Origin of the sequence: Bifidobacterium tibiigranuli (genome assembly GCF_022655035.1) — a bacterium.
GTDB lineage: Bacteria > Actinomycetota > Actinomycetes > Actinomycetales > Bifidobacteriaceae > Bifidobacterium > Bifidobacterium tibiigranuli_A.
The window spans coordinates 149,358-170,594 of sequence record NZ_JALCUA010000004.1; the positions used below are offsets into that span (position 1 = coordinate 149,358).

General features: G+C 62.4%; 17 protein-coding genes. 11 read left to right on the forward strand and 6 right to left on the reverse strand.

The features are described from left to right. Positions 1-103 precede the first annotated feature (103 nt). Genes topA through LKK40_RS06285 form a run of 3 tightly spaced genes read left to right on the forward strand, consistent with a single transcriptional unit; the run spans position 104 to position 5,078 of the window. Positions 104-3,169, forward strand: a complete 3,066-nt coding sequence (gene topA, locus LKK40_RS06275) for a type I DNA topoisomerase (protein ID WP_304309906.1) — start codon at positions 104-106, stop codon at positions 3,167-3,169. Further along, positions 3,169-3,927 (forward strand): dTMP kinase, encoded by a 759-nt coding sequence (gene tmk, locus LKK40_RS06280; protein ID WP_304309907.1) that lies wholly within the window; start codon positions 3,169-3,171, stop codon positions 3,925-3,927. The genes topA and tmk overlap by 1 nt, the downstream gene beginning before the upstream one ends. Then, positions 3,924-5,078 carry a DNA polymerase III subunit delta' gene (locus tag LKK40_RS06285; protein WP_304309908.1) on the forward strand — a complete coding sequence of 385 codons (1,155 nt, stop codon included), beginning with the start codon at positions 3,924-3,926 and terminating at the stop codon, positions 5,076-5,078. Before tmk ends, LKK40_RS06285 begins: the two co-directional genes overlap by 4 nt. A gap of 245 nt (positions 5,079-5,323) precedes the next feature. Here LKK40_RS06285 and LKK40_RS06290 read toward each other — a convergent pair whose 3' ends face one another. Then, positions 5,324-5,593 carry an HPr family phosphocarrier protein gene (locus LKK40_RS06290; protein ID WP_273192490.1) on the reverse strand — a complete coding sequence of 90 codons (270 nt, stop codon included), beginning with the start codon at positions 5,591-5,593 and terminating at the stop codon, positions 5,324-5,326. A gap of 173 nt (positions 5,594-5,766) precedes the next feature. Between LKK40_RS06290 and ptsP the strand changes: the two genes are divergently transcribed. The 4 genes from ptsP (at position 5,767) to LKK40_RS06310 (ending at position 11,777) form a co-directional block, all read left to right on the forward strand. After that, positions 5,767-7,416 (forward strand): phosphoenolpyruvate--protein phosphotransferase, encoded by a 1,650-nt coding sequence (ptsP, locus tag LKK40_RS06295; protein ID WP_273192492.1) that lies wholly within the window; start codon positions 5,767-5,769, stop codon positions 7,414-7,416. Positions 7,417-7,838: 422 nt separating this feature from the next. Beyond that, positions 7,839-8,399 (forward strand): YbhB/YbcL family Raf kinase inhibitor-like protein, encoded by a 561-nt coding sequence (locus tag LKK40_RS06300; protein WP_304309909.1) that lies wholly within the window; start codon positions 7,839-7,841, stop codon positions 8,397-8,399. A 93-nt stretch (positions 8,400-8,492) separates the two neighbouring features. Then, a complete protein-coding gene (locus tag LKK40_RS06305) occupies positions 8,493-10,139 on the forward strand; it encodes a C69 family dipeptidase (RefSeq protein ID WP_304309910.1) in 1,647 nt (548 codons plus the stop codon). 120 nt (positions 10,140-10,259) lie between these two features. Continuing rightward, entirely contained in the window at positions 10,260-11,777 is a 1,518-nt protein-coding gene (locus tag LKK40_RS06310) for a formate--tetrahydrofolate ligase (protein WP_304309911.1), read from the forward strand. A 177-nt stretch (positions 11,778-11,954) separates the two neighbouring features. On the opposite strand, the gene LKK40_RS06315 is transcribed toward LKK40_RS06310, so the two are convergent. Further along, the gene (locus tag LKK40_RS06315) at positions 11,955-12,302 is read right to left on the reverse strand and encodes a phenylpyruvate tautomerase MIF-related protein (protein WP_304309912.1); all 348 of its coding nucleotides are present in this window, start codon (positions 12,300-12,302) and stop codon (positions 11,955-11,957) included. Between the two features lie 276 nt (positions 12,303-12,578). Here LKK40_RS06315 and LKK40_RS06320 point away from each other — a divergent pair, with 276 nt between their 5' ends. After that, on the forward strand, positions 12,579-13,112 hold the full coding sequence (locus tag LKK40_RS06320) for a GtrA family protein (protein ID WP_304309937.1): 534 nt from the start codon (positions 12,579-12,581) through the stop codon (positions 13,110-13,112). Positions 13,113-13,202: 90 nt separating this feature from the next. Here the strand turns inward: LKK40_RS06320 and LKK40_RS06325 are convergent, their stop codons facing one another. Further along, a complete protein-coding gene (locus LKK40_RS06325; RefSeq protein WP_304309913.1) occupies positions 13,203-14,579 on the reverse strand; it encodes an MFS transporter in 1,377 nt (458 codons plus the stop codon). A 298-nt stretch (positions 14,580-14,877) separates the two neighbouring features. On the opposite strand from LKK40_RS06325, the gene LKK40_RS06330 reads away from it, so the two are divergent. Both LKK40_RS06330 and LKK40_RS06335 read left to right on the forward strand, forming a co-directional pair. Next, entirely contained in the window at positions 14,878-15,537 is a 660-nt protein-coding gene (locus tag LKK40_RS06330; RefSeq protein WP_304309914.1) for a histidine phosphatase family protein, read from the forward strand. Positions 15,538-15,680: 143 nt separating this feature from the next. Continuing rightward, positions 15,681-16,655 carry a hypothetical protein gene (locus LKK40_RS06335; protein ID WP_304309915.1) on the forward strand — a complete coding sequence of 325 codons (975 nt, stop codon included), beginning with the start codon at positions 15,681-15,683 and terminating at the stop codon, positions 16,653-16,655. Between the two features lie 73 nt (positions 16,656-16,728). On the opposite strand, the gene LKK40_RS06340 is transcribed toward LKK40_RS06335, so the two are convergent. The 3 genes from LKK40_RS06340 to LKK40_RS06350 all read right to left on the reverse strand — a co-directional run bounded on the left by LKK40_RS06340 (position 16,729) and on the right by LKK40_RS06350 (position 20,058). Beyond that, the gene (locus LKK40_RS06340; protein ID WP_304309916.1) at positions 16,729-18,033 is read right to left on the reverse strand and encodes a DUF805 domain-containing protein; all 1,305 of its coding nucleotides are present in this window, start codon (positions 18,031-18,033) and stop codon (positions 16,729-16,731) included. Positions 18,034-18,123: 90 nt separating this feature from the next. After that, positions 18,124-18,975, reverse strand: coding sequence for an ABC transporter permease (locus LKK40_RS06345; protein WP_304309917.1), 852 nt, complete (start codon positions 18,973-18,975; stop codon positions 18,124-18,126). Positions 18,976-18,984: 9 nt separating this feature from the next. Further along, complete coding sequence (locus tag LKK40_RS06350; RefSeq protein ID WP_368491391.1) at positions 18,985-20,058, reverse strand: ABC transporter substrate-binding protein; 1,074 nt, start codon at positions 20,056-20,058, stop codon at positions 18,985-18,987. A gap of 323 nt (positions 20,059-20,381) precedes the next feature. Between LKK40_RS06350 and LKK40_RS06355 the strand changes: the two genes are divergently transcribed. Continuing rightward, positions 20,382-21,203 carry an HNH endonuclease family protein gene (locus tag LKK40_RS06355; RefSeq protein ID WP_304309919.1) on the forward strand — a complete coding sequence of 274 codons (822 nt, stop codon included), beginning with the start codon at positions 20,382-20,384 and terminating at the stop codon, positions 21,201-21,203. Positions 21,204-21,237 lie beyond the last annotated feature (34 nt).

Below are 21,237 nucleotides of genomic sequence, written 5' to 3' on the forward strand. Positions count from 1 at the left end.
GCACACACCCGATTTGGCGCTTCGACATACCGCATGCGTATGATGGCGCTGCGCAATGCCATGAGGAATGGCAGAGGAACTGATAGTAGAACAAGGAGGGGCAATGGCTAACGGCACCAAGCTCGTCATCGTGGAGTCCCCGACCAAGGCCAAGAAGATCGGCGGATATCTCGGCAAGGACTATACCGTGATGGCATCGGTGGGTCACATTCGCGACCTCGCCCAGCCCAGTCAGGTCCCTGCGGCCCAGAAGGCGAAATTCGGCAAGTTCGGCGTCGATGTGGACGACGGCTTCGCTCCTTATTACATCGTTGGCTCGGACAAGAAGAAAACCGTATCCGAGCTGCGTTCCGCGCTCAAAAACGCCGATGAACTCTACCTTGCGACTGATGAGGATCGCGAAGGCGAGGCCATCGCCTGGCATCTCGTGCAGACGCTCAAGCCCAAGGTCCCGGTCAAGCGCATGGTCTTCCACGAGATAACCCCGGAGGCCATCAAGGCCTCGCTGGCGCAGACCCGCGATGTGGACGGCAATATGGTCGACGCGCAGGAGACGCGCCGTGTGCTCGATCGGCTCTACGGCTATGAGCTGTCCCCGGTGCTCTGGCGCAAAGTCGGCCCCGGGCTGTCGGCGGGCCGTGTGCAGTCCGTGGCGACGCGGCTGATCGTCGAGCGCGAACGTGAGCGCATGGCCTTCGTGAAGGCCGCGTATTGGGATGTCACGGCTATATTGGGGGCACCAAGCGTCCAAGGCGACAACGTCGATTTCGCTTCCCGGCTCGTGTCACTGGACGGCAAGCGACTGGCCGTCTCCAAGGACTTCGGCGATGACGGCAAGCTCACGCCGGCCGGATTCAAAGACAACGTCTGTCTGCTGGATGAGACCGGCGCGGCTGCGCTCGCAAAGTCAGTGCAGGATGCCGTGTTCACGGTGGTTTCGAATGAATCGAAGCCTTATCGTCGCCGCCCGATGCCGCCGTTCACCACGTCGACGCTGCAGCAGACCGCCGGCAACCGGCTGTCGATGAGCTCGCGCCAGACCATGCGTGCCGCGCAAGGTTTGTACGAGAACGGCTACATTACCTACATGCGTACGGATTCGGTGACGCTGTCGCAGGAGGCCATTTCCGCCGCCCGCGATGCGGTCGAATTCCATTTCGGCGCGTCGTATCTCGCCGATAAGCCCAAGCAGTATGCCACGAAGACGGCTGGCGCGCAGGAGGCCCACGAGTGCATCCGCCCCGCCGGTTCGCGCTTCCGCGACCCGAACGAGCTGGGCGGCAAGGTGCCGCCGGACCAGCTCAGGCTCTACACGCTGATTTGGCAGCGCACGCTGGCCTCGCAGATGGCCGACGCAACCGGATCGACCGCTACAGTCAGGTTCTCCGCGCCCGCAGGGCAGCAGGGCGAGGCGATTTTCCAAGCCTCGGGCACCGTCATCGAATTCCCGGGCTTCCTTAAGGCCGTTTCAGGTCGTTTCGGCGGCGGTTCGTCCTCGTCGACGGCAGCGCAGTCGGCTCGGACTGCCGACAATGCGCAGTCGGGCAAGGCGGATGCGAAATCCGGCAAGTCCGCTGACGAGAACGAGTCGCTGCCGCCGATGCAGGTCGGCGACGAGCTGCACGCCTCGCAGGTGACAGCCGATGGGCACGAAACCCAGCCGCCGGCGCGCTACACTGAGGCCTCGCTGGTCAAAACGCTTGAGGCCAAGGAGATCGGCAGACCGTCGACCTACGCGAGCATCATCTCGACCATCATCGATCGTGGCTACGTCTACGAGCGCGGCCGCGCCCTGATACCGTCCTGGCTGGCGTTCGCGGTCACGAAGCTGCTGGAGACGAAATTCCCCAAATACGTGGACTACGAGTTCACTGCCGATATGGAGAACGGCCTCGACCAGATCGCGCATGGCAGGGAAACCGGCAAGGAATGGCTCACACGCTTCTACTTCGGCTCCGGCGAGGATGCGGCGCAGAACGCCGCCGAAGCCCACGAAGGCCTGCAGCAGCAGGTCGCGCAGCTGGGCGAAATCGACGCGCGGGCCATCAACACCATCGACATCGGCGACGGGCTGCATGTGCGCGTTGGGCGCTATGGCCCATATCTTGAGGATATGAACCACCTCGACAAGGAAGGCAATCCTAGTCGAGCCTCGCTGCCGGATACGATGGCGCCTGACGAACTGACCATCGAGGCAGGCCACGAGCTCATCGAGCACAACGCCTCCGGGCCGCGCGAACTGGGCAAGGACCCGGCGACCGGCGGTTCCGTCGAAGTGCGCAACGGGCGTTTCGGACCGTATGTGGCGTTGGTGGCGCCCGAAACCCTGGAAGAGGACAAGGACGCTGCGGCTTCGGAAGCGTCAGCCAAGACGGCTGCGAGCAAGGATACTGCGGCCAAGTCGAGCAAGACGAGCAAAGCAGGCAAGACAGCAAAATCTACGAGCGCCGCGTCGAAGCGTGCGAAGAAGGCTCCGGCCGCGCCAAGACCCAAGATGGCCTCGTTGTTCAAGTCGATGAGTCCGGACACGCTGACCCTTGAGGACGCCCTGAGGCTGCTCAGCCTGCCGCGCGAAGTCGGCGCGATTGAGGAGACCAATGCCGAAACCGGCGAGGTCTCGCAGGCGATCGTGGCCGCAAGCAACGGACGATACGGCCCGTACCTGACCAAGACGGGCGCTGACGGCACGAGCGAAACGCGCTCGCTGACCAGCGAGGACGAGATTTTCACCGTCGACATCACACAGGCCAAGGCCCTGTTCGACCAGCCCAAATACGGGCGCGGCCGCGGCCGGGGAGCTGCCAAGCCGCCGCTGCGCGACCTCGGGGCCGACCCTGAGACCGGCAAGAACGTGACCATCAAGGACGGGTTCTACGGCGCGTACATCACCGATGGCGAGACGAACCGAACCTTGCCCAAGCAGTACACGCCCGAATCGATCGAGGTGCCGGAGGCCTTCCGGCTGCTGGCCGAGAAGCGTGCAGCCGGCCCGGTGAAGCGCCGGGGCCGCAAGGCGGCAACGTCAAAGTCGAAATCAGCCGCAAAATCGACCACGAAGAAGGGCGCTGCAGCCAAGAAGACCACCGCAGCCAAGAAATCCACGGCGAAGACCGGGGCTGCCAAGAGCAGCGCAAGCACCCGCAAGAGCGCTTCGGCCAAGGCCAAGTGATGGCGGGGCTGTTCATCTCCTTCGAGGGTGTTGACGGTGCGGGCAAAACCACGCAGGTCGAGCGGCTGCGCCAGTATGCCGAGTCCTTGGGGCGTTCGGTTACCGTCACACGCGAGCCGGGCGGCACCGCCTTGGGGCGGGCCATCCGCCAGATGCTGCTACACGGCGTGCCCGAGGACGCCGAGTATGCCGGGCAGACGGTTAGCAGAGGCGCTGCCGAGAACACTGAAAACGCAGGCATCGCCGCGCGCGCCGAGGCGTTGCTCTTCGCCGCCGATCGAGCGCAGCATGTTGCGCAGGTGATACGTCCGGCTTTGGAACGCGACGGCATCGTAATCACCGACCGATATCTGGATTCCTCGCTCGCCTATCAGGCGGGCGGGCGCGAACTGACTGTCGAGGCCGTGCGTCGGCTCAATCTCTGGGCGAGCGATGCGCTGCTGCCCGCACGCACCTATCTGCTCGATATGGATACGGATATTTCGCATCGCCGGCTCACGCACAGCGAGGATCGCATGGAATCGGCGGGCGCTGCATTTCAGTATCGCACGCGGCAAGCTTTTTTGGAGCTTGCGCGCAAGGATCCGCAGCGGTTCAAGGTCATCGATGCCGCGCGGCCCGTCGATGTGGTCTGGCAGGAGATCAAGGCCGATTTCGATGCTTTGCTGGCTGACGGCATGGCTTCTGGTGGTTTGGTCTCCGGCGGCATAGTTTCTGACAATATGGACTCCGGCGAATCGCAGGGAGAGCCGCGATGAGCGTCTGGGATTCGATCGTCGGCCAGCAGCGCGTCGTCGGCCAGCTCTCCGCCATCGCCGCCGGGGATGCGAAGGCCATCGCCCAGTCATGGCTTATTTGCGGTCCTTCAGGCTCGGGCCGTTCGAACATCGCCCGCGCCTTCGCAGCAGCTCTGGAAAGCCCTGATCATGGTATGGACGCGGAGCCGACGCGGATTGCTGCGCAGGTGCTTGCCGGCACGCATCCGGATGTGACCGTGCTGGCGACCGACAAGGTGACCATCGGCATCGACGAGGTGCGTGGTCTTATCGAAACTGCCGAGCAGACGCCGAGTACCGCGCCGTGGCGCATCATCATCATCGAAGACGTCGACCGCATGCTCGAGCGCACCACGAATGTGCTGCTCAAAGAGATCGAGGAGCCCAGCCCGCACACCATCTGGCTGCTGTGCGCGCCTAGCGCCCAGGACGTGCTGCCCACCATCCGCTCGCGCACCCGCATCATCAATCTTGCCGTGCCGCCTGTCTCGGCTGTCGCGGATTTTCTGGTCGAGCAGGACCATGTGGACCGCAATATTGCGTTGCGTGCCGCGCGGCTGGCCGAAGGACATATCGGCGTGGCCCGGCTGTACGCCAACGACGATCAGGTGATGGCCGACCGCGATGAGCTGATCGTCGGCGTGCTGGGGCTGCAACGCGCCTCCGACGCCGTGCTGCTGGCGGGAAATCTGATCGAGAATGCGCAGGCGCAAGCGCAAACGGATGTGCAACGCCAGGCCGAGGCGCGTGAGGCCCAATTCCGCCGCATCAACGGACTGGGAGGGAAGGACCGCATTCCACCCAAGCTGCGCGGAGCCTTCAACGCCATCGGCAAGAAGGACGTGCTCAAGCGCCAGACCACGCGCCGCAGCCGCGATGTGCTGGACCGCGCGCTGAACTCGGTCGCCAGCATCTACCGCGATGTCGCCGTGCTGCAGAACAATGCCGAGGACGCGGTTGGACTCATCAACCTTGAGAACCGCACGCCTATCACCGAGCTGTCGGCCCACCTCACTCGCGCTGGTGCAGTGCAATGCCTCGAAGACATCGCCACCGCGCGGCGCCGACTCGCCGGCAACGGCAACCCAACGCTCGTCTTCGAAGCCCTGTTCTGCGCGCTCATAGCTCGCTAGCGGCTCACTAGTCGGCTCGGTGGCGAGTCGCGGGCAAAACCGCAAGGGATGCGTCGCCTTTTGTACACCAACTTGGCCTTACCGTACAAAACGGCACGTTTCAAGCCTCCAAAACGTTGCCTTTTGTACGGCAGCGTCGCGTTAGCGTACAAAAAGCAACGTGGGAGGGTATAGGTACAAATAGTAATGCCGGACGCAGCGAACTGCGTCCGGCATTACTGTATTCGTAGCCTAAAGGCTGGCAATCACTCGCTTGCGGCGATGGTGGCGGCGAGCTTGTCGGCCACGGATTCGGCGTCATCGCCATCCACGGTGATGGTCACTTCGTCGTTCTGCTTGATGCCCAGGCCCATGACGGACAGGATGCTGCCGGCGTTCACGCCTGCGGTGCTGGGATCCTTCGAGATGGTCACCTTGGCTCCGCTGGCGGCGGCCGCCTGCGCGAACTGGGAGGCCGGGCGTGCGTGGATGCCCACGGGGTCGGTGATGGTGATGGTGCGGGTTGCTGTTGACATGCAACGCTCCTTTGAGTTTGAGCAGTGTCCTGCTGGGCATGCTGCGACATAACGTTGTCGCGTTTTAGTCTAGCATGGGTATGGAAAATCTAGACTGGGAGGCTGACTCGCCCTGTCGTGGCTTTTTTCTAGGTGTCTCGATATACTGACAAAGATTTGGAGAAAGGACTCTGATGATTATTACAGGTGTTGGCATTGGCCGTGGCACGGCTATAGGGCCGGTTATCCGCATGGCTTCAGCGTTGAAGGAACCGCAGGACATCGCGCGTGGCGCGGGCTTGGACGCGCAAAGTGAAATCAAGCGCGTCAAGGCTTCGCTGGACGCGGTCAATGCGGATTTGAACGCCCGCGCCGAGGCCGCGTCGCATGGCGACGAGGGAACCCGGCAGGCAGCGGCAATACTCGAGGCTTTGGCGCAGATGGCGGGGGACCCGACGCTGCTGGACTCCATCAGCAAGCTCGTCGAGCAGGGTAAAACCGCTGATCGCGCCGTGTTCGAGGGCTTCGCCGGCTTTGAGCAGACGCTCACCTCGCTCGGCGGCTACATGGCCGAGCGCGCAGGTGATTTGCACGATGTCGGGCAGCGCGTGATCGCCAATCTGCTTGGCGTTCCCGCCCCAGGCGTGCCGCAGAGCGACCATCCATTCGTGCTGGTCGCCGAGGATCTGTCTCCTGCCGACACGGCTGCGCTGGATATGCATAACACGCTGGCCATCGTCACTACTCAGGGTGGGCCGACCAGCCATACCGCGATTCTGGCTCGCGCCCGCGGCATTGTCGCCGTGGTTTCGGCATCCCGGGCCAGCGATCTGACCAATGGCACGACTGTCATCGTCAGCGCCGCGAAGGGCGAAATCACCGTCGACCCGAGCGACAAGGAAATCGAGGCGGCCAAGGCAGCCCAGTCCTCGGCTGCTCAGGCCAAGGACCTGCGCGGCAAGCCCGGTGCGCTCAAGGATGGCACGCCCATCCCGCTGCTGGCCAATGTCGGCAAGCCGAAGGACGCCGATGCGGCGCTTGAATACGGCGCTGAAGGCGTGGGCCTGTTCCGCAGCGAGTTCCTGTTCATCGGCAATTCCGAGCCGCCCAGCGTCGAGGAGCAGGCCAAGGCCTATGCCGAGCTGCTCAGCCGCTTCCCGGGCAAGAAGGTTGTCATCCGCATGCTCGATGCGGGCGCGGACAAGCCCCTGCCGTTCCTGACTCCCGAGGATGAGCCGAACCCGGCGCTCGGTCTGCGAGGCCTGCGCACGCTCAAGGCGCATATGCAGGTGCTCGAAGATCAGCTCGAAGCGCTCGTTGAGGCCGATCGCGCCACTAACGCGCACCTGTGGGTCATGGCCCCGATGATCGCCGATCAGTATGAGAGCGAATACTTCGTCAAGCTCGGCAAGTCGAAGGGCCTGAAGTTCGTTGGCTCGATGGCCGAGGTTCCTTCGATCGCCCTGATGGCGAACGAGGTCGCTGAAGTGGCCGACTTCGTCTCGATCGGCACGAACGATCTGACCCAGTACACGCTGGCCGCCGACCGTACGCTCGGCTCTGTCGCCAACTACCAGACCGCCTGGCATCCGGCCGTGCTGCGCAACATCAAGCTCATCGCCGACGCCGGCAAGGCGCATGACATGCCGGTGGGCGTGTGCGGCGAAGCTGCGGCCGATCCGGATCTGGCCGTCGTGCTCGCCGGTCTCGGCGTCACCTCGCTGTCGATGACCCCTGTGGCCCTCGACGATGTGCGTGCCGAACTGGCCAAGTACACGCTGCAAGAGGCGCAGGAGAAGGCTAAGCGCGCCCTTGCCGGCGAGTTCTACCACCCAGCCGAGTAATACATACCCATTGACGCGTCAGGTTCAATCCTGACACGACCAAACCGACGCCATTAACCAGCGGGGCCCTGCGCATATGTCTATGCACAGGGCCCCGCTGGCATGTGAAGTGCCTGATATGCGAAGTGCTGTGCCTATGACACATGGCAGATGGCTGTCCTGCGTAGCCTTTTGTACGCTAACTTGGGCTTATCGTACAAAACGTTACGCAGAGCGGCCATTTTCCATTGCGGTTTATACGTCAAGATCGTGTTAACGTACAAAAGACTACGCACAATGGCTGTTCTGCATCGCATTTCATACAGGACACTGGCGTTAGCGTACAAAACGCGACACACCGAGTGGCGTGCAATATGGCCGCAATCCGTTGCTCTCGCGTTATTCTCCTAGGGCAAGTCAGCGCGGTGGGGGATACTGGGTTCATGAGAGTCTCAGCTGATTTCACCGTCGTCCCCGATGAGTTCGCCGCCGCAGCGCCGCCGGAGAACCTCATCGATGGGACGCCCGTCGTCTCCTTCCCGTTCTACATCGATAATCTCGATCCATCCGCCCAGTATCTGCACTGGCAGTTCGTCGACCCTGATTCGATTCCCGTCTGCGGATTCGAGTGGATTCATTGGGGCGTGGCGAATGTGCCCATCGACGCGCTCATGTTCGATTTCAACGATTCGCACGCGCTGCAGATTCCGCCGGACTTCTCGCGCACACTGCCTTCGATGATTCCCGAGGCCATCCAAGGCCGGACTTCGGCGGCAAGCAAGTTTGTCGGGAAAAGCGACCCGGCTGTGACCATGCGTTACAACGGTCCTACGCCGCCCGACAAGCTGCACGGCTATGAGCTGCAGGTCTGGGCCACCGCATCGCCGCTGCCAGGCTTGTGCCAGGGCTTCTGGCTCAATGAGCTGCTGCACGCGCTGCACGGCTACGAAGGCCCGCTCGATCATGGCGGCATCGTCTTGGAGTACGGCCCGAAAGGCAAGTGAGTGCTGGGCGCGGCAAGACACATAGACAATCAAATAGGCAATAGGTAATTAGGCGACTGCGCCAACATATACAAGCAAAGGAAGCAACAGCATATGGCCTGCACCACGATTCTGGTCGGCAAAGACGTGAGCTATGATGGCTCGACCATCATCGCTCGCAACGAGGATTCGGCGAACGGCGAGTTCAATCCCAAGCGCTTCATCGTCGTGAAGCCGAGCGAGCAGCCCCGCCATTATCGCAGCGTCATCAGCCATGTGGAGCTTGACCTGCCGGACGACCCGCTGCAGTACAGCGCGGTGCCGAACGCCGATGCCAAAGAAGGCATTTGGGGCGAGGCCGGGGTCAATGAGGCGAATGTCGCCATGAGCGCCACCGAGACGCTGACCACCAACGAGCGTGTGCTGGGTGCCGATCCGATGGTCGAGCTCACTGCAGCGAAGGGTGCAGCGGGCGAGCCGGGCTACGAGCCGGAAGTGCCCGGCGGCATCGGCGAGGAGGATTTCCTCACCATCGTGCTGCCCTATGTCACCACCGCGCGCGAAGGCGTGGCCCGCTTGGGCGCGCTGCTTGAGCAGTACGGCACCTATGAGATGAACGGGGTCGCGTTCAGCGATGCGAGCGAGATCTGGTGGCTGGAAACGGTCGGCGGCCATCATTGGATCGCCAAGCGCGTGCCGGACGAGGCCTATGTCACGATGCCGAACCAGCTCGGCATTGACGAATTCGACCTTGACGACGCCCTCGGCGATCAGGAAAACCACATGTGCTCCGCCGATCTGGCCGAGTTCATCGAGGCGAACCACTTGGATCTCTCGGTCGAATCGACCACGCCGTTCAACCCGCGCGACGCCTTCGGCTCGCATTCCGACTCCGACCATGTGTACAACACGCCGCGCGCGTGGTTCATGCAGCGCTTCCTGAACCCCTACGACGAGGTCTGGGACGGGCCGGATGCCGACCACAGCCCGCAGAGCGACGATATTCCATGGGCGCGCCAGCCTGATCGCAAGATCACCATCGAAGACGTCAAATACGTGCTCAGCTCGCACTATCAGGGCACGCCATACGACCCGTACGGCAAGCTCGGCGACGAGCATACGCGGCATATGTTCCGCACCATCGGCATCAACCGGCAGAGCCAGCTCGCCGTCATCCAGATTCGCCCCTACCAGCCACAGGCCAACCGTGCCATCCAATGGATGGCCTACGGCTCGAACCCCTTCAATGCGCTCGTGCCGTTCTATGCAAACGTCGACACGACGCCGGATTACTTGGCTGATACCACGACGCGCGTGACCTCGGAGAACTTCTACTGGGAGAACCGCATCATCGCGGCGCTGTGCAACTCGGCCTTCGCCGAGACCTCGAACGCAATTGAGCGCTACCAGGAGAAAATCGGCGGCATCGGGCATCGCATGGTGACCGCCGCCGATGAGCAGGTGGCGCGGCTGGACGGCGTCGCGGCTGACAGCGCGGCTGACGAGGCCTATGAGACCGATGCCGATATCGACGAAACCGACGATATCGAAGTGACTGACGATATCGACAACGACATCCAGCCAATGGAACCGGGCGAGATTCCCGCCGCCACCCGCAACGGCGAGGCGCGCGAGATACTGGCCGCCGCCAACCAGGCGATGGCCGACCAACTCAAGGCGCAGACCGACGAGCTGCTCGACGCCGTGCTGTACATCACCAGCATGAAGATGAGCAACGGCTTCAATCGCTCCGATAACTGAAAGAGACATAGCTAACATAGCTGCCTGTCATGTAATCGCCGCCCCACGTATTATCGTATTATCCTGAGTAATTGCACCATCCTTACCCATGCCCCTATCCACGGAAACTTAAGGAACAACATGCCACTGATCGATCAGTTCACCACCCAGTACGGCCTCGTGCGCAAAATCGACGCCTTCGGCTATCTCGCACAGTTGAAGAGCGACTCCAGCATTGAGCGCAAGCATGGCAAAGTCGTGCTGGTCACGGCTGACACGCCGCTGAAGGCTTCGCGCGGCGAAGGCAAGACCACCACGACCATCGCGCTGATCGATGCGCTGCGCGCCAAGGGCATCGACGCGGCAGCCGTGCTGCGCCAGCCGAGCATGGGCATCACCGCAGCCGGCTCCAAGGGCGGCGCGTCGGGCGGCGGCAAGGCATCGCTGACCCATCCTGAACTCGTGGACTGGGGTCTGTGCGGCGAGATGACCGCCATCGCGGCAGCGCAGAACCTGCTGGTCTCTTTCGCTGAGAAGGCCGTGGACGAAGGCCTGCTCGATACGATTCTGACTCCTCGGGTGAGCGAGGTTCCCTCGCGTTCGCTGCGCCAGATTGCCGTCGACTACGGCAAAGGCGATGTGCCCGAGCGCGTCGTGCTGACGCCGACCAGCGAGCTGATGCAGATTGTGGTGCTTTCGCGCTCGATGGCTGAAATCGGCGAGCGGGTCGCCGCGATGATCGCCGGAACCAAGGACGGCAAGCCGGTGAAATACGGCGAATTCATCGACCTGTGGCGCATCACCAACATTCTGCTTGACGCGGTCAAGCCGGCGCTCACGGAGACGCAAGCCGGCTCGCCGGTCTACGTGCATTGCGGCCCTTTCGCGAACGTGTCCATCGGCATCCCCTCGCTGGTATCGGTCGAAATGGCGTGCGCGCTGCACGATGTGGTGGTCGTAGAAGCCGGGTACGGTGCGGACGCCGGGGCACAGAAGTGGCTTGACATCGCCTGCCGTGACTATGGCGCACAGTGGCCTTCGGCCGCCGTGATCGTGACGCGCGCGACCACTTGGCGCGACGATCCGGCGCTTTCGTGGCGCTATCCCTTCCATGTCCAGCGCCTCGAAGGCCTTGACATTCCCACCTTCCCGCTCATCAACCTGTGGGAGGGCGAGGACGGCGAGATCGCGTCGCTGCGCGAAACCGCGAAGACCTTGGAGTTCCGCGATCCGATTATCGGCAACCTGTTTCGCGACGGCGGCGATGCGCTGGGCGATCAGCTCGAAGGCTTCATCGACGCGCTGCAGAACGGCGAAACACCGGCGCAGCCGCGCAGCCATCGCGGCATGTCCCTGACCGAGAACGCCAAGTGGGTCGCCGAGCAGGCCTATGGCGTGCCCGGCGAACGTGTGCTGCTCAAGGACGGGTTCGGCGCGTCGCTCGCCCAGGCTCGGGATCTGTGCGCCGATGCGGGTCTCAACCTCGATGAGCTGGCCTTCGTGGCCGTCAAGTCGCCGGCCGTGATGACCGACAACGACTCCGCGCCGGAAGCCGAGCACACGGTGACCCTGAAAAAGGTCGAAGTCCACGCCGGAGCAGGCCTCGTGCAGGTCAACCTGACCACGTCACTGACCACCCCAATGCCCAAGATCGTGTGAGCCTTGGTTAGCTGGCTGGCTAGCTAGCGGTTATATTACGTATGAAGGCGGCGCACCCAGACCGGATGCGCCGCCTTCATACGTCGTGGCATGCGCGATGCGCGCTGAACGTGCCGTAGCCCTATGGCATTCTATGCGTCTTAGGGCCATTAGCTACTAGACCCTTAAAAATTACCCTTAGAAATTGCTGCCGTTCCAGCCCCAGTCGGTGGTGGCGGTGTAGCGGATGTAGGTGCGGTCCTCGGGAATGCCGAGCTCGCCGTTGAGCGCCTTCATGATGCTCGTGGTGAGCTGCTCCCAAGCTGAGCTCGGAACGCTGCGGCCGAAGACATTCACCTCGACATAGGCGGCGGGTTTGCTGTCATCGCCAGCGAAGTAGATGGGCATATCGTCTTCGAAGGGGCACATCAGCCAGCCTTCGGACTTGCCTGGGACTGCGGTAATTGCCTTGCCGTAGGCGGCCTTGAGCGCTTCACGCTGTTCGGGCGTGGTGGATACTGAGACATGGGTGTGAATGACTGGCATGATGATTCCCTTCCAATAGGTAGACGGATGGTCGTGAGGCCCAGTCTAATCCGGCTTGCCGATTGGAGCCGGACATATGCGTAGCTCTGGTGCGCAGTTCTGGTGCGCGGGCCTGGCGATTGGAGATCACGAGCCACAGCCGAGTGCAGCCGTGGAGCATGCTGAACGAAACCTCGAAGATATGCATGGGTTCGGTTCAGATTGCGTGCGGGCCTGCCGGATTATCGGCTGCGACGTGTTTAATGAAGCGTTGTGAGAAAACTGATTGAACAGCTGATGAAGTTCGGCGTCGTAGGCGTCATCGCCTTCTTCATCGATTGGGGCATCCTGAACGCCTTGGTGTGGGGCCTGCATATGCACAACGTGCTGGCCGGCACGATTTCCTTCACGATATCGCTCGTGTTCAACTATCTGGCCAGCATGAAGTACGTGTTCAAGCATCGCGAGGACATGGCGCGCTGGATGGAGATCCTCATTTTCGTTGTGGCTTCGGTCATTGGGCTGTTCATCAACGATCTGATTCTATGGCTCAGCACGTACGGAATGAACCACGACGCCTACGTTTCGCAGAGCGCCCAGTACGTGCTGCGCACGAACGCCGGCAAGCTGGTCGCCACTGCTGTGGTCATGGTCTGGAACTTTGTGATTCGAAAATGGCTGCTCGACGACACGCATACCAACGCGATGAATCGGCTCAAAGGCAAGTCGAATCGGCTTACCCAAGAGGAGCTGGACAGCAAGTGGGAAGGCAGCTTCTCGCATAGGCTGGGGTTGTGGTCCCTCGCGCACACGCCGAAAGGCTGGAAGTAGCGCCGAGAAGTAGTTCTTGGAAGTAGCGAGAAGTAGCGCTTGGAAGCAACGCCGTCCGAAAGCAGCGGGCCGAGCCCCCGCGCCTAGACATTAGACGGTTATCGCGGTCAGCGTGGGTGTTTCCGTGCTCGACTTGATCTGCCTGAAGCCGACGAAGGCAAGCACCAGCGAAAGCAGCGCAAGCAGCGTGACGACGAGGAAGCCTCCCTGCGAGCCGGAGCGGTCGATGAATATGCCCGCGATTGCCGAGCCTACCGATCCGCCGATCGAGTTCATCGCGCCGATCCATGCCACGCCTTCGGTGAAGCGTGTCGGCGGCACGATATGGAGCAGCAGCTGGTTGCCGTTGATCCATGTGGGTGCCTGGCATACGCCGATGATCAGGTAGATGATCATGATGACCCACAAATGCCTGGCGAATAGGAAAGTTCCGATGCCGATGTTGACTACGGCCAGGCAGAAATAGAAGCGCTTCCACAGCGGGGTGATCCAGTTCTTTGCGCCGTAGACGATGGCGCCGCACAGCGAGCTGATCGAGAAGCACGCGAAGACGAGGCCGGTGTACTGCTTCATGCTCTGCTCCGTGGCGAAGGCGATAATCGAGATGCTCGCCGCCGACTGGAACGCGCCCAAGCCAAACCAGGTGACGCATAGCGCGATGAGGCCCGGCCCCCAGATCGACTGCTTGACACGCCTGGACTTGGCAGAGTCTCCGCTGCGTAGTTCCTGTGTTTTCGGGGAAGCGCCGCTGCGCAGCTCCTCGGCCTTGGCCGCCTCTCGCTTGCGGTACTGCCTGCGGGTGAGTCCGGACTGCTTGGCCAGCGTGGTCTGCGAGGGCGGCTCGGTCGTCAGTTCGGTCAGGAACATCAGCGCCCCGATGACGACGCATGCGCCGGTGACCCCGAACGCAAGCGTGCCGGAAACAACGGCCAGCGCGGAGGCCAGCGGATTGCCGATGACCCACATGCATTCGTCGAACACGCCCGAAAGCGACATCGCCCGGTCCGTACGCACGCGGTCGCCCTTGAGCAGATGCGTCCACCGGCTGCGGCTCATTGCGCCCCACGGTGGTATCGCCGCCATGAACGGCGCGATGACGAACAGCATCCACTGCGGCGCACGCGCAGTGATGCATGAGATCATGGCACCCGCCGCGATAAGCCAGACGATGACGGTGGGAATGGCGACCTGGCGCTGTCCGAACTTGTCGACCAGCTTGCCCAGCAGCGGGCCCACGACGGCCATCGCAATCGCCTGGATAGCGGCCAGCGCGCCGGCCAATGCGTAGTTGTGATAGTAGTGCTGCACGGCGATGGTGATGGTCATGCCGATCATCGGGAAGGGCATGCAGGCGAGCACCGACCCGATGGAGAATCGAGCGGTATGGGGCATGTGCAGCAGTTCCGCATAGCCGCCGAAGAGGCGGTGGGTGACTTCTGTGAAGCCGGAGAACACAGGGTTGCTCATGGCGTTCCTTTGCGCTGGTACGGGGTGCAGGAGGGCAGTGCGGGAGAAAGGGAATCAGATTCTCGTACATCGAGTACGATTGTGCAAGTGTAATGAGACTCAGGCCGCGACACGCGGTACATTGATTGATGAGCCGAGCAGCGTGCTTAATGCCGCGCGGTTCAGCGGGATCGCAGCTCAGCGGGACTGCGTAGCCTTATGAGACTGCGTGGCTTCTCTAGTGTCAGGCTACTGCAATTGCGAATCAGGAGGCCGAGGCGCGCGGGCGCGTCATCGGCGCATAGGAAAGGGACTGGGCATGCCGGCAACCACCATCCACTTCGTACGTCATGGCAAGGTCGAGAACCCCGACCAGCTGCTCTATGAGCGGCTTCCGGGCTTTCATCTTTCAGGGTCCGGCGTGCGCATGGCTCAGGCGACGGCGCAGTACATCGCGCAGGATCCTCAGCTGAGCGCGGTGACGGCCGTGTATTCCTCACCCTTGGAGCGCACGCGCGAGACGGCCGGCGAGATTCTTACGCAGCTCAATGCCCGGCGGGCGCAGCGTGGTCAGGAGCCGCTGCAGCTGGTCACCGATGATCGGCTGATCGAGGCGCGCAACGAGTTCCGCGGAACGCGCATCGGGCACGGTGACGGCGCGCTGTGGAAACACCATAATCTCAAATTGGTGTCCAACCTGTGGAAGCCGAGCTGGGGGGAGACCTACGCGCAGATCGCGCAGCGGATGGGTGATTTCGCCGACGAGAAAATACGACAGTACGCGGGCCAGCAGATTATCGTGGTCAGCCACGAGTCCCCGATCTGGTCCTACAGGCATCTGCTGGAAACCGGTCGCCCCGAGCACAACATGCTCATGCGCCACACCGCGCTCGCATCGGTGACCTCCATCACCTACGACCCCGAAACCGGCAGGATGCTGTCCATCGCCTATGCCGATCCGGCTGCCAATGTGGAGTGAACACTGTGGAATAAATACTGTGGAGTGAACGGAGTGGAATAAGCGGCGCAGAGTGGGCGGGATGATGCGGCGATGTGACGCCGTGACAAGGCGTAGCAGGGCATGGGGCATAATGGAAGCGGTGCAAGTGCAAAGGAGCTGAGATGGCATTTCATATGCAGGATGAAGTGATAGTACGCATCGCGATACTTCCCGAGGTGCGCGAGGCTGCGGGCGAAGGGGCCCGGCTGATGTCGCTGTGGCCGTTGGACGACGCCAAGCTGCTGGACAATGATGCGAAGTACACCGAGAATCTTCAGGTGCGCATCACGCGCGCAATGGCCGCGATCATGACCGGCGAGGAGGTGACGATTCCGGACGCTGAATTTGTCTACGAAGGTGCCGAGGAGATACCGGGGCGGCCTCAGCGCATCGTCGATGCGCTGCTCGCCGCGAACGACGCCTGCGAAACCATGGCCGACTACTCACAAACCGGCGATACCGCGCTGGTCATGGGCGGCTGCGGCGCTCTGGGAGTCGACTGGGGCGAGGACACCATCACCGCGGTTGCGCAGACGCTGGAAGAGGTGGAGAACGCGGTTGCTGACGGTGAGGCTCTGCAATCCGAGAGCAACGAGGAGCCGGTAGATGAGCCGGCGGATTCGCCGGAGCACTCATCCGGCAGCGTTGACATCGAGGCCGTGGCGCAGCGCCTGGCGACCGTGCTGGCGGCGGTTGACGGGCTGCTCGGTGTCATAGGCCAGGGCGATGATCCGAGTCTGCAAGGCGACGACGCAGAATCGGCGCGGCTGCGGGCCGGACGCGCACTGCCGGTGATGCTGTATGCCAACGAATTGTGCGAGCGGGTTTCGATTCCGCGTGTTTTCATCTCCGCACAGGAGTTCCTAGATATGATTGACGCGCGCGACGGCACTGGCGCAGCGGGCTCGAATGGGAATGCAGGCCTCGCGGTGGCCCGCATGCTTGCGCCTTCAATCGCTGCCGAATGGGCGAAGCATCGCGAAGATGTGCTCTGGGATCCGCAGGAGGCGAAGAAGAAGGCGAAAGAGGAGGACGAGCGCAAGAACAAGGAGGCGCTCGCCGCCAAATTCGCCAACGCCCCCGACAACAAGAACTGAGTGCCGGGGGTATAGGATTACGGTGTGCTCAATAGCATGATTCCTGCAGAGGGTCTTATGAATGCACATGTATTCAGTTTGTAGTGCCGGTGCTGTCGGAACTGCCGTTCCCATTGCTTTGGTTGTCGGCGGGCTCGCCCGTTGGCTGCGAGTAACCCGGAGTTGGCTGGGATTCGGCGTTTCCTGAGTAGGTGCCGTTCTCAGCGTTCTCAGCGTTTCCGGTATACCCGCCCTGTGGTTGGTAGGAGTCCTGAGCGGGATTGGCGTAGGGCTGCTGATTCTGGCCGTATGGTGCCTGCTGGTCCGGCGCGTAAGGTGCATAAGGCTGGCCGTATTGCTGCTGGCCATATGCCTGCTGACCGTTGGCGGGCTGACCTTGGGCGTATCCGGCGTATCCGGCGTAGCCGCCCGGGTATCCGGTCTGCTGGGCTTGGAAGTCGTCGTCATAGCGCGCGCCGGCGGGATTCGATCTCGCGACGCCAAACACGATGGAGGACGCCAAGGCTCCGATGCCGCACAACCCAGCGAGCAGACCCCACACAATCATTCCAGAGCCGACTCTTGGAGTGCCTGTGACAGTGTATGCGGCTCTGAAAGCGATAGCCTGCGCTGCAATGATCCCGCCAAACAGTCCAGCGAGGAAAATCAATCCGTAGGGCAGCACGGCCCACCAGCCGGACTTGTTGGAATCATGCAGTCGCCTGACGAAGATGGCGAGGGAGGGGATGAATATTGCCAGATTCCACAAATCGGACAGCCATGACATCCGGGTGCCATTAACGCCGTTGTAACCGCCAAGCACCATGCTCACGATGGCGCAGCCGAGAATCACCCACCAGAACTCGCTTTTCGAGGCTCTGCCTTTGAACACGATGTATTTCTGGAAGAAGCGTTTGATTGCTTCGGGGAAGGGGCAACCGTAATACGGCTTGTTCAGCGGCGGCACTCCGGCTGGCGAGAAACCTGGACCGGAGGGTTGGCCGCCGCCATATCCGGGCGCGTACTGCTGTTGGCTGTAATTCGGTGCGTCTGCGTACTGCTGAGCACCTGTGTATTGCGGGGCTTGTTGTCCATATGATGGAATTTGCTGCCCATATTCTGGCGTCCCATACTGTGGTTGCTGAGGCTGTATGGGCTGCTCAGGTTGCTCGGACGGTCCAGGCTGCTGAGTCTGCTGCGTCTGCCCGATCGGTTGTTGCTGAGCATATGAGCCGGCATACGGCGCATAGGGCTGCTGCGTGTCGCCTGAAGTGTTCGGAGTGTCCGGAGCGTCGCCTTGCTCGGAGCCAGACGCAGCAACATACGACGTGTCCTGAGAACGTGACGTGTCATCGCCATTGATGCCCGGATTGCCGGGGTATTGCTGTGAATCGGTCATGATGTCCCTTTCGGCATGATTGCGTACATCTCTATTCTCTCAGGCGTTGTGACAAAAACGCTCCAGCTGTCCTTAAAGAACACTGAAAGCCTACTGGCCCTCCTCCTCATCCAGCGTGGCATCGCTCGCCGGACCGAGCAGCAGATATTCGGCCAGTGCAATCAGCGCGAACAGCACGCCGGTGCCCACGATGATCACGAGCGTGGCCGAGAAGATCGGCGGCGTGCGGAAGGAGTTGAACGCGCCCTGCAGCCAGATGCCCAAGCCTCTGGTCGCGCCCAGATATTCGGCGGTCACGGCGGTGCCGAACACATATGCCGCGCAGATGCGGATGCCGCCGAATATCTGACGGGCGGCGACGCGCAGTTTCACATGCCACAGCGTCCATGCGCGGGTCGCGCCGCAGGTGAGCGCCACATCCTCATAGAATCGCGGCACGGCTGCCAAGCCGCGCGTGGTCTGCACAGCGACGGGGAACAACCCCAGCACCGCGACCAAGACGATTTTTCCGGTCGGATCGAAGCCGAACCACAGCATGAACAGCGGGGCGATGGCGATAAGCGGTATCGTCTGTGCAGCCGTCAGCAGCGGGTAGAGCGCCCGGTGCAGCACCGTCGAGGAGTAGAGCAGCACGCCGATGCCGACGCCTGCCGCCACGGCAATCACGAAGCCGACAACCGTTTCATACGCGGTCATGGCGGCGGCGGACATGAGATCGGGCCAGGTGTCGATCATCGAGGCGACGACCTGGCTGGGGGCGGCAAGCGTGCGCTCGCTGATGCCGCCGAAGCGCACCGCCGCCTCCCATACGGCCAGCAGCACGCCGATAGTGACGACCGGCGGCAGCGCCCGGCGTGCAAGACGCCCGAGACGTCTAAGACGCCCGACGCGCCCGACGCCCTGCCGTCGCCGCCGTTTGGCTGCTGGGGTTGGTCGCTGCATCAGTGTGCCTTAGGACAGGTAGTCATTGGTGGCAAGCTTGCGGGCCTGCGGCGCCTGGCTTGGCGCGCTGTTCGTGCCGCTCTTGCCATCCTTGGACTTGGCGTCGGACTTGCTTGGGGCGTAGGTGCCCGCGTTGTTCTGGAAGTCCAGATACGGCTGTGCGGCGCTGAAATCGGTGGTGCCGGTCACGCGCTTGGGGTCCTTTGTGGTCCAGTACTTGTTCGCGATGATCGTATCCATCGAAGCCCGCACCAGCTTGGGGTCGAGCTGCGATTCCTTGGTCTGCGCCACGAGGATGTCGCTGGCCTTTTGCGGGTTCGCCAGTGCATAGTCGTAGCCCTTGGCTGCTGCGGCGAGGAAGTGGCGCAGTGTCGCCTGATGCGCGCTGTCGTTGAGCCAGGAGGCGTTGACGGCGAATCCCAGCTGGTCCGGATTGCCGGGCACGCCCCAGTCGGCGGCCTCGAAGCAGTTCAGCGCCGGGCCGTTGAGCTTGCTCTCCACGCCTTCCCAGGTGGCGTAGAATCCGCCGAAGTCGCCCTTGCCGCTGCTGAGCGTGGCGAAGGTGTTCGTCCCGGCGGTCGCGGTCTTGAACTCGCCAGTGCCTCCGGCGTGCTTGATCATCTGGCGCACGACGGCGTTCTGCTCAGCCGAGCCGAAGCTGACGAAGGTCTTGCCGGAGAGGTCCTTCGGGGTGACGATGTCTTTGCGGCTGGCCAGCGCGCACCACTGCGCGACCGGCTTCTGCGTCAGGTCGAAGACGAAGCGCAGATTGGCACCCTGCGCGTTGAACGCCGCGACGTTGCTCAGCGTCGTGAACCCGACATTGGCCACGCCGTTCTCCACACTCGTCTCCGCGCCCGCCTGAGCGGTGGGCAGGATGGTGAGGTCGACGCCCGCATCCTTGAAATAGCCGAGTTTCTGGGCCACATACAGCCCGATGTGATTCGTGTTGGGCGTCCAGTCGAGCATGAACGACAGCTTCTGCGCGCCATTCGATGAGGCGCTGTCGCTCGTGCTGCTGCCGCACGCCGCCATGCTCAGCCCCAAAGCCGCGCAGATCAGCGCCGCCAGCACTGCGCGCATCGACGCGCGTAGTCTACGTAGCCTATGTGTGATTTCCCCTATGGAACCATGATTGCTGGAACCATGATTGCGATGTGATGCGGTCATATCGTCACCTTGCCTTTGCTGCTATGGCCCGAAGCAAGGCACGGAAAGGTGAGGAGTCCGCGCGATGCCTCAGGCCGCATCCCGTGCGGCCCATTGCCGCCAAGGATGCCTATGCCTATTGCTGGTTGTGACGCGGCTGCTGCCACCAACCGCGCGAACGCAGTCCAGTATAGCGCCAGCGCTGCCGGAGGCTTGCCTCTGCATTTCGACCCACCTTCGGCTATCATGGCAAGGTTATGACGCAGCATCCACGCAACCCGAACCGCCAGAATCGACTGAACCGGCCGAACCGTACGCGCAACCAAGAGTCCGCCAACGGTGCGCCCCGCGACGCGCATTTCACCAAGCGCCGCTTCAACGCGAGCAGTCCGTTGGAGCGGCTGCTGATTCTGCTGGTCGTGGCGGTGGTTATCGGCATTACTATCGGCGTCGTGCTGCCGAAGATCAGTCAGCCGGTCGGCCAGCTCACCGGCGAGTACACGGCCAGCGGCCCTGCGGCGGATGCGCTGAACGCGCTGAGCGTGAACGACAATCCTAAGACGAGCAGCTATCAGCGCGACGCCTTCGGCTACAACCAGACGGACACGGACGGCAACGGCTGCGATGTTCGCGAGGATGTGCTGTCCCGTGACCTGACCGAAGTGCGCTACACCTATGCGGGCGGCTGCAAGGTGAAGTCCGGCGTGCTGCAGGATCCCTACACCGGCAAAACCATTCACTTCGTGCGCGGGGCGAAGACCAGTGCCGCCGTGCAGATCGACCATGTCGTCGCGCTCGAAAACGCCTGGCAGTCCGGTGCCAGCGCGTGGGACACGGCGAAGCGCTATCGCTTCGGCAACGATATGCTCAATCTGCTCGCCGTCGACGGCCCGGCCAATCAGGAGAAGGGCTCGGCCTCAGCCGCATACTGGCTGCCGACCAACGGCGCGTTCCGTTGCCAGTACGTCGCCCGGCAAATCGGCGTCAAGACGAAATACGGCCTGAGCGTCACTAGCAAGGAGAAGCGTGCGATGCAGTCCGTCCTGCACTCCTGCCCCGCCCAAAAGCTTCCGCAATGAAGCGTAAAACCGGGCTCGATAAGGAGCATTCATG